This is a genomic window from Pseudomonas thermotolerans DSM 14292, assembly GCF_000364625.1.
GTDB classification, from domain to species: Bacteria; Pseudomonadota; Gammaproteobacteria; order Pseudomonadales; family Pseudomonadaceae; genus Aquipseudomonas; species Aquipseudomonas thermotolerans.
Map to the genome: position 1 here is coordinate 1 of NZ_KB822639.1, position 8,985 is coordinate 8,985.

The 8,985-nt window shown below is 60.5% G+C and carries 10 protein-coding genes and 1 pseudogene; 8 read left to right on the plus strand and 3 right to left on the minus strand.

What is annotated here, in order from left to right; translation table 11 throughout:
• On the minus strand, window positions 1-256 hold a 256-nt coding region (locus H165_RS0117550; RefSeq protein ID WP_040640684.1), incomplete at its 3' end, for an IS5/IS1182 family transposase.
• A gap of 271 nt (window positions 257-527) precedes the next feature.
• Complete coding sequence (locus tag H165_RS0117555; protein WP_026146711.1) at window positions 528-1,073, minus strand: gamma carbonic anhydrase family protein; 546 nt, start codon at window positions 1,071-1,073, stop codon at window positions 528-530.
• 52 nt (window positions 1,074-1,125) lie between these two features.
• Between H165_RS0117555 and prlC the strand changes: the two genes are divergently transcribed.
• The 8 genes and pseudogenes from prlC to H165_RS0117590 all read left to right on the plus strand — a co-directional run bounded on the left by prlC (window position 1,126) and on the right by H165_RS0117590 (window position 8,610).
• Window positions 1,126-3,225, plus strand: a complete 2,100-nt coding sequence (gene prlC / locus H165_RS0117560; RefSeq protein ID WP_017940243.1) for an oligopeptidase A — start codon at window positions 1,126-1,128, stop codon at window positions 3,223-3,225.
• Window positions 3,222-3,488, plus strand: a complete 267-nt coding sequence (locus H165_RS0117565; RefSeq protein WP_017940244.1) for a YheV family putative zinc ribbon protein — start codon at window positions 3,222-3,224, stop codon at window positions 3,486-3,488. Before prlC ends, H165_RS0117565 begins: the two co-directional genes overlap by 4 nt.
• Window positions 3,489-3,817: 329 nt before the next feature.
• Window positions 3,818-4,332, plus strand: a pseudogene (locus H165_RS18825) (IS5-like element ISPpu21 family transposase); the annotation flags it as partial.
• A gap of 73 nt (window positions 4,333-4,405) precedes the next feature.
• A protein-coding gene (locus H165_RS0117580) for an IS3 family transposase (RefSeq protein ID WP_169333539.1) occupies window positions 4,406-5,520 on the plus strand; the annotation gives its coding sequence in 2 pieces (ribosomal slippage) (window positions 4,406-4,658 and window positions 4,658-5,520; 1,116 coding nt in all).
• A gap of 125 nt (window positions 5,521-5,645) precedes the next feature.
• Window positions 5,646-5,846 (plus strand): ribbon-helix-helix protein, CopG family, encoded by a 201-nt coding sequence (locus tag H165_RS20300; protein WP_081609382.1) that lies wholly within the window; start codon window positions 5,646-5,648, stop codon window positions 5,844-5,846.
• Between the two features lie 130 nt (window positions 5,847-5,976).
• Window positions 5,977-6,399: a very short patch repair endonuclease gene (locus H165_RS19395; RefSeq protein WP_017940247.1), complete on the plus strand. Its 423-nt coding sequence runs from the start codon at window positions 5,977-5,979 to the stop codon at window positions 6,397-6,399.
• 38 nt (window positions 6,400-6,437) lie between these two features.
• Window positions 6,438-7,808, plus strand: coding sequence for a DNA cytosine methyltransferase (locus tag H165_RS19400; RefSeq protein ID WP_081609383.1), 1,371 nt, complete (start codon window positions 6,438-6,440; stop codon window positions 7,806-7,808).
• Window positions 7,801-8,610, plus strand: a complete 810-nt coding sequence (locus H165_RS0117590) for a hypothetical protein (RefSeq protein WP_017940248.1) — start codon at window positions 7,801-7,803, stop codon at window positions 8,608-8,610. Before H165_RS19400 ends, H165_RS0117590 begins: the two co-directional genes overlap by 8 nt.
• 177 nt (window positions 8,611-8,787) lie before the next feature.
• Here the strand turns inward: H165_RS0117590 and H165_RS0117595 are convergent.
• The coding region (locus H165_RS0117595) for an IS5/IS1182 family transposase (protein WP_017940249.1) at window positions 8,788-8,985 on the minus strand (198 nt) is incomplete at its 5' end.

An 8,985-nucleotide genomic window follows, 5' to 3' on the forward strand; every position in this document is an offset into this window, starting at 1 on the left:
GGATGGTCGTCTCGTAGAGCGCTTCTTCCATGGCCGGGTCGCTGTAGCCGAACCAGTTCTGCATCAGATGGATACGTAACATGGCCATCAGCGGATAGGCTGGACGACCACCTTCACCCTTTGGGTAGTGTGGCTCGATCAGGGCAATCAATCCCTTCCACGGCACCACCTGATCCATCTCGATCAGGAACAATTCCTTACGGGTCTGCTTGCGCTTGCCGGCGTACTCGGCGTCGGCGAAGGTCATCCGCTTCATGGAAGAACTCGGGGGGCGGGATTACCGGCGTATTTCACCAGATTCTGGAAGTGTTTTTCAGACCATCCCTAGAAAACATGGCCAGGAGTGATGACTTCGATGCCTGGGTTCACTGCCGTATAGGCAGCCAAGAAATCCGGCGATGTAACCAAGTAGTTACGCGAACCGTTCACTGCCACGTAGGCCGTCCAGAAGGCCGTTCCCTGGAGCAGGGAATGGCCAAACCACTTCGCCGAGCTGACGGACAGTTGCGTATCCGCAATCCCGCCCATCAGGCCAGATCGTAGCCCTCGGCCAGATGCAGGTCCTTGAGCTTCACGTAGTTCTCTGCGCTGTAGGCGAAGAACGCCCGCTCCTTGTCGGTCAGCGGTCGGGCCTGCTTCACCGGGCTGCCGACGTACAGGTAGCCGCTCTCCAGGCGCTTACCGGGAGGCACCAGGCTGCCGGCGCCGATCACCACCTCGTCCTCGACTATGGCGCCGTCCATCACGATGCAGCCCATGCCCACCAGGATGCGGTTGCCCAGGGTGCAGCCATGCAGGGTGACGTTGTGGCCGACGGTCACCTCGTCGCCGATGGTCAGCGGATAGCCGTCGGGGTTGAAGGGGCCGGGATGGGTGATGTGCAGCACGCAGCCGTCCTGCACGCTGGTGCGCCGGCCGATGCGGATGCGGTGCATGTCGCCGCGGATCACCGCCTGGGGCCACACCGAGCTGTCGTCTCCCAGCATGACGTCGCCGATCACCACAGCGCTAGCGTCCACGAACACCCGCTCGCCGAGCTGGGGGGTCATGCCCCGGTATTTGCGAATGGCCACGATAGTCTCCTTCAAGCTGCGGTGAGCGCCGATTGTAATTAAGATGACGGGCATGCGGGCCGGCAAAGTCGGCCCATTCCAGTTCCGAATCCAGGTGAATGCCGTGACCGCCAGCAATCCCCTCCTGCAGGACTTCGACCTGCCGCCCTATTCCCAGATCAAGCCCGAGCACGTCGAGCCGGCCATCGACAGCATCCTCGCCGACAGCCGCAGCGCCATCGCCAAGCTGCTCGCCGAACAGCCGGCGACGCCCAGCTGGGAGTCCCTGGTGCTGCCGCTCAACGAGCTGGGCGCGCGTCTCGGTCGGACCTGGAGCCCGGTCAGCCACCTCAACGCGGTGTGCAACAGCCCCGAGCTGCGCGCCGCCTACGAGGCCTGCCTGCCCAAGCTGTCCGAGTACTGGACCGAGCTGGGGCAGAACCGCGCGCTGTTCGAGGCCTACCAGGCACTGGCCGCCAGCCCTGCCGCAGCGGGCTTCGAGGTGGCGCAGAAGACCATTCTCGACCACGCCCTGCGCGACTTCCGGCTGTCCGGCATCGATCTGCCGGCGGACAAGCAGAAGCGCTACGGCGAAATCCAGATGAAGCTCTCCGAGCTGACCAGCCGCTTCTCCAACCAGCTGCTCGACGCCACCCAGGCCTGGACCAAGCAGATCCACGACGAAGCGCAGTTGGCCGGTCTGCCCGACTCAGCCAAGGCGCAGATGAAACAGGCCGCCGAGGCCAAGGGCCTGGACGGCTGGCTGATCACCCTGGAGTTCCCCAGCTACTACGCGGTGATGACCTACGCCGACGACCGCGCGCTGCGCCAGGAGGTCTACACCGCCTACAGCACCCGCGCCTCCGACCAGGGCCCGAACGCCGGCCAGTTCGACAACGGCCCGCTGATGGAGGAGATCCTCGACCTGCGCCGCGAGCTGGCCCAACTGCTCGGCTACGGCAACTTCGCCGAGCTGTCCCTGGCCACCAAGATGGCCGAATCCACCGAGCAGGTGCTGGGCTTCCTGCGCGACCTGGCGCGGCGCAGCAAGCCGTTCGCCCAGCGCGACCTGGACGAGCTGCGCGCCTTCGCCGCCGAGCAGGGCTGCGAGGATCTGCAGAGCTGGGACGTCGGCTACTACAGCGAGAAGCTGCGCCAGCAGCGCTACAGCATCTCCCAGGAGGAAGTGCGCGCCTGGTTCCCCATCGACAAGGTGCTCTCCGGCCTGTTCGCCATAGTGGAGCGCCTGTACGGCATCCAGATCGTCGAGCTGCAGGACTTCGACAGCTGGCATCCGGACGTGCGCCTGTTCGAGATCCGGGAGAACGGCGAGCGCCTCGGGCGCTTCTTCCTCGACCTCTACGCCCGCCCGAACAAGCGCGGCGGTGCCTGGATGGACGGCGCCCGCGACCGGCGCCGCGACATTCGCGGCGAGCTGGTCAGCCCGGTAGCCAACCTGGTGTGCAACTTCACCCCGGCAGTGAACGGCAAGCCGGCGCTGCTCACCCATGACGAGGTGACCACCCTGTTCCACGAGTTCGGCCACGGCCTGCACCACCTGCTGACCCGCGTCGAACACGCCGACGCCTCGGGCATCAACGGGGTGGCCTGGGACGCCGTGGAACTGCCCAGCCAGTTCATGGAGAACTGGTGCTGGGAGCCGGAAGGCCTGGCGCTGATCTCCGGCCACTACGAGACCGGCGAGCCGCTGCCCGGCGACCTGCTGGAGCGGATGCTCGCCGCCAGGAACTTCCAGTCCGGGCTGATGATGGTCCGCCAGCTGGAGTTCTCGCTGTTCGACTTCGAGCTGCACGCCAGCCACGGCGATGGGCGCAGCGTGCTCGAGGTGCTGCAGGCGGTGCGCGACGAGGTGGCGGTGCTCCAGCCCCCGGCCTGGAACCGCTTCGCCAACAGCTTCGCGCACATCTTCGCCGGCGGCTACGCGGCCGGCTACTACAGCTACAAGTGGGCCGAGGTGCTGTCCGCCGATGCCTTCTCGCGCTTCGAGGAGGAAGGCGTGCTCAACCCGCAGACCGGACGGGCCTTCCGCGAGGCCATCCTGGCCCGCGGCGGCTCCCAGGAACCGATGCAGCTGTTCGTCGCCTTCCGCGGCCGCAAACCGCGCATAGACGCCCTGCTGCGCCACTCCGGGCTCAGCGAGGAGGCCGCATGACCACCACCCCGAAACGCTTCATCGCCGGCGCCGTATGCCCGGCCTGCAGCGAGATGGACAAGATCCAGATGTGGGAAGAGGACGGCGTGCCGCACCGCCAGTGCGTGGCCTGCGGCTACGCCGACACCCTGGACGCCCGTGGCAACTCCATCCCCAAGGAACTGCCCACCCGGGTCAACGTGCTGACCCCGAAACAGCCGGTCAACCCCAAGGTGCAGACCGTGCAGTTCTTTCCCAATCCGAAGCTGAAGAAACCGGAGTGACCGGCCGGCAAGAGGCCTAGCGCTTCGTCATACCCCAGAGGCCTAAGAGGCCTAGAAGAAAGGCCCTTCCCACGCTGGCGGGAAGGGCCTTTATACATACGAACGGACCGTTACCGCCAGCGGCGGCCCCGGGCGCTTTCTTAGCTGCCTATACGGCAGTGAACCATTCGTTGATGCTACAGGTGCTGACCTGTCTTTTCTTAGCTGCCTATACGGCAGTGAACCTGAGCGCCGACATTTTCACCCGCGCCGCTCTTTTCTTAGGGAAACTCTGAAAAAGACTTCCTGATTTGGCAAAATCAGTCGACTTTACCCGCCCGAGCTTTCCGATGAAGCAGATGACCTTCGCCGACGCCGAGTACGCCGGCAAGCGCAAGCAGACCCGCAAGGAACTGTTCCTGATCGAAATGGAACAGGTGGTGCCGTGGCAGGGCCTGATCGCCCTGATCGAGCCGCACTACCCGAAGGGTGAAGGCGGTCGTCCCGCCTATCCGCTGATGGCGATGCTGCGCGTACATCTGATGCAGAACTGGTTCGGCTACAGCGATCCGGCGATGGAGGAAGCGCTGTACGAGACGACCATCCTGCGCCAGTTCGCCGGCTGAGCCTGGAGCGTATCCCCGACGAAACCACCATCCTCAATTTCCGTCGCCTGCTGGAGAAGCACGAGTTGGCGGCCGGGATTCTGGCGGTGATCAATGGTTACCTGGGCGATCGGGGCCTGTCGCTGCGCCAGGGCACCATCGTCGACGCCACGCTGATCCATGCGCCGAGCTCGACCAAGAACAAGGACGGCAAGCGCGATCCCGAGATGCACCAGACCAAGAAGGGCAACCAGTACTACCGTAAGCTTCCCCGATCCGCAGACACCCCATAAGTAGAACTTTCTGGCATGTTTTCCCCAGCCAGGAGGTTCCATGAAGAAGTCCCGTTTCACCGAGACCCAGATCGTCTCGATCCTCAAGCAGGCCGACGCCGGCGTGCCGGTCAAGGACATCTGCCGGCAGGCCGGCATCAGCGTTCCGACCTACTACAAGTGGAAGTCGAAGTGCGGCGGCCTGGAGGCCTCCGAGCTGCGGCGTGTCAAGGACCTGGAAGCGGAGAACGCCAGGCTCAAGCGGATGTACGCCGAGCTGGCGCTCGACAACGCCGCGATGAAGGATCTGATCGCAAAAAAACTGTAGGGCCGGAGCAGAAGCGCGAGGCCGTGCGGTACCTGGTCGAGGTGCACACGCGGCCCCTGAGCCGGTCCTGTGATTGCGTTGGGTTGTCGCGGGCAGCGTGGTACCAGCCGCCGGTGCACTGGACGGTACGGGATGCCGAGATCATCGCGGCCCTGGCCGAGGTGGTCGAGAATCGCCCGAGCCGCGGCTTCTGGAAGTGTCGCAAGGTCCTGCGCCGTGCGCGTCCGGACTGGAACCACAAGCGAATCTATCGAGTGTACAAGGCGATGAAGCTCAATCTGCGCCGCAAGGCCAAGCAGCGGCTGCCCAAGCGCGAACGCGTACCGCTCTACGTTCCCCTGCTGCCCGATGCCGTCTGGTCAGCGGATTTCATGGCCGACGCGCTGGCGTGTGGCCGCCGCTTCCGGACCTTCAACGTGGTCGACGACTTCAACCGCGAGGCGCTGCACATCGAGGTCGACACCTCGATCTCGTCCACGCGCCTGGTCCGCATCTTCGAGCAGCTCAAGCGCGACCACGGCCTGCCGCAGGTCCTGCGTACCGACAACGGCCCGGAGTTCCTGGGCGAGGCCTTCATGCAGTGGGCCAAGCTCAACGGCATGGCCATCCGGTACATCCAGCCCGGCAAGCCCAACCAGAACGCCTACATCGAACGCTTCAATCGGACCTTCCGCGAGGAGGTCCTGGACCAGCACCTGTTCACCCGCCTCGACGACGTGCGCGAGGCCGCGTACTGGTGGATGCTCGAGTACAACGAGGAGCGTCCCCACGATTCGCTCGGCAATCTGACTCCGGCCGAGTACCGCCAACGCGTCGCCGGAAGTTCTACTTTTGAAATGCCTGCTTGACGGGGAAGCTTACGGGGCCATGCGTCCCCTCCTATCCCCCTTGAGTCATCCGGTTAATTCCGAATAGCATCGATTTGCATCAAAATGATGTAAAGTGCCGCATCAAATTCCGAGGAGATGCGATCATGCCCCCGAAACGAGGACGCAAGCCTACGGGTAAGCCACGTGCGGCCCGGGCATCCGTAAGTCTGCCCCCCGAAATTTACAGCACGCTTCAGGATATCGCGAAGCAGAAAAAGGTATCCACCGCGTGGGTCATCCGTGAAGCGGCGGAAAAGTACATAGCGGAACAGTGGCCACTGTTCGAGGTCGCCCGAAATGGGTAATACCCGCGACCCTTAAGAACCGCGCTTCGGGGACCTGCCCGTAGACATACCTGAGTAGCGAGCATTGTTCTCGGGCAGGAGCCAATACGTAGGCGTCGGACGACGAGTGCATAGGTTTAGGAGTTAAACGGTGCCGGACTTGGTAACGACTGCGAAGCGCTCCGAGATCATGCGAGCCGTCAAGTCCGCGGACACTGGCCCAGAAATAGCAGTCCGGAAGATGTTGCATCGGCTAGGGTATCGCTATCGACTTCACAGGAGAGATTTGCCGGGGACTCCTGACATCGTGTTTCCAGGCCGTCGAAAAGTCGTGTTTGTACATGGTTGTTTTTGGCACGGACATCTATGCCGCTACGGACGGTTGCCAAGAAGCAAAATTGAGTACTGGCAACCGAAGATCGAGGCGAACCGGAAACGCGATGTAAGGAAATTGCGCGAGTTGCGCCGTGCGGGGTGGGAGGCCCTAGTTGTTTGGCAATGTGAGTTAAAGCACGAAACAAGGGTAGTGCAGAAGCTCGTATCGTTTTTGGGCCCTTCCGGTCGGCGAGTTTAAAAACGAGATAGATAGATTCGCGAACTACAGGGGTACATATGGCAACAAAAGCAAGGGCTACCGAAGGAAAAGCTCGGCCAATCGGTATCGACTTATTCTCGGGGGCAGGCGGGCTAAGCCTGGGGTTTGAACAGGCCGGTTTCGATATCGTAGCTGCCGTCGAAGTGGATCCGATCCATGCAGCTATTCATAAATTCAATTTCCCAACATGCGCTGTATTGCCAAGGTCCGTAACCGAGTTATCGGCCGAAGATATTCGACACGCCGCCAACCTAGGAAGCCGGAGGGTCGATATCGTTTTTGGCGGGGCGCCATGTCAAGGCTTTTCGCTAATCGGGCAGCGTGCCCTCGATGATCCACGAAATACTCTCGTTCGGGATTTCGTTCGCCTAGTCTCGGAATTAGATGCTTCGTATTTCGTTTTCGAGAACGTTAAGGGTCTTACAATCGGCAAGCACAAAGGATTCCTAGAAGAACTCATTGAAGCATTCAAGGTTGTTGGCTACCACGTGCGTTTGCCTTGGAAAGTTCTAAACGCATCGCACTACGGCGTGCCGCAAGACCGCGAGCGGTTAATTCTCCTCGGGGCAAAGAGAGGCCTCCGGCTACCGGAGTATCCCGAACCGATCACAAGGCCGGCGGGATCGCCGCGGGATTTTCTTGGTCTTCCCGAAGGTCCATCATGCCGAGACGCGCTCGACGATTTGCCAGAGGCCGAAGCGTTCGAAGAGTTGTTCGAGGGCGATTCGATTCGGACAAACGCTTGGGGGAAGCCTAGCGCCTATGCGCGGCAGCTCCGGTGTCTTGGGAAAAACGCTTGGCACTTTGGTTATCCGCGCAAATGGGATCGAGCGTGGTTAACATCGAGTATGCGCACAAATCATTCGGAGATTTCGCGGCGGCGTTTTCGCGAAACTGAACCTGGAAACGTTGAGCCGATTTCGCGTTTCTTCAAACTCCCCGATTTTGGAGTCTCGAACACTCTACGTGCGGGAACCGACTCTGCGCGTGGCGCGTTCACGAGCCCGAGGCCGATTCACTATGATCGGCCTCGTTGCATAACGGTTCGCGAGATGGCGCGCCTTCATGGTTTCCCGGATTGGTTCCGGTTTCATGTAACAAAATGGCACGGCGCGCGGCAAATAGGAAACGCGGTGCCACCGCCCCTCGCAAGAGCAGTTGCGGCAAAGATTCTCGAAGCGATGGACGTTCAGCCGCAAAAGCCGGAATTGTCGATACCGCTCGGAGACCCGATGCTTCTTCGATTGGATATGTCTCAAGCAGCCGATTATTGGGGTATCTCGGTTCCAATCGGTCGCCGCGACCGCAAGAGCGGCGTCAAAAAGCGCAAACAGGAAGAGATTGAGGCACTTCGATTTGCTTCATTAGAGGAGGCGGCGTATGGCTGATACGTCGGACACAAGAAATCAAAGTCGGTACAAGGTGCTCATCGAGAAGATTTTCTTTGACCACTATAAGGATGGCCTAGAAGAGTTCGCATTCGCGCGCGACCAACTTCCTGTCGCCGCCAATGCTCTCGGGATCGAATTGCCGAAGAATCTTGGAGACGTGGTTTATTCGATTCGTTATCGAACACCAATGCCGGACAGCATTCTCGCGACGCAACCGGAAGGTAAGGAATGGATCATCGAGGGTGCCGGTAGGTCGCGTTATCTATTTAAGCTGGTTCCGGTAAACCGAATCGTGCCCAATGCCAATCTCCTAACGATCAAAATACCGGATGCCACGCCAGAAATAATCGCCGCCTACGCTTTGTCCGACGAACAGGCGCTTTTGGCAAAGGTGCGTTATAACCGCCTGATCGACATTTTCCTCGGAATCGCCGCATATTCGCTCCAGAACCACCTTCGAACTACAGTGAGCGGGATCGGGCAAATCGAAATCGACGAGATTTACGTCGGACTCGACCGACATGGCCGCCAATACGTATTGCCCGTTCAAGCGAAAGGCGGTAGAGATCAACTATCCGTGGTTCAAACGAAACAGGATATTTTGTGTTGTTCGGAAAAGTTTCCGAACTTGATCTGCAGGTCAATTTCGGCTCAATTCATGGCATCAGATTTAATCGCAATGTTCGAGTTGGCGGTGGAGGACGGCCACGTAAAGGTGGTGGACGAGAAACACTATCGTCTGGTTCCTTCCGACCAAATTGGTTCTGACGATCTACGCGCGTACAATTTGCGCGGCTGACTTTGTCTTCGTTGTTTTGCGGTGTGGTTAAGGATGGTCTGAAGTAGCTCCGCATTTCTGGCCGACTACAGACCTCGCTGTTTTTTGAAGCGGTCCATCGATCAAAAACTGCTCAGATCGACTACTTATGTAGGGCTTTTAGCCGCTACGCGTACCCCGTAGCAGCTATTCGCCGTGTTACAGGCGCACCTCTCCTGTGTTCGCGAGTAAATGCCGCCGCGCCATCCACAGATTCGACAGCGCAAACAGCGTAATCAGTTGTGCGGTGTTCTTGGCCAGGCCACGGAAGCGCACCTTGGTGTAACCAAACTGGCGCTTGATCACCCGGAACGGGTGTTCGACCTTGGCGCGCACCTGCGCCTTGGCCTTCTCGAT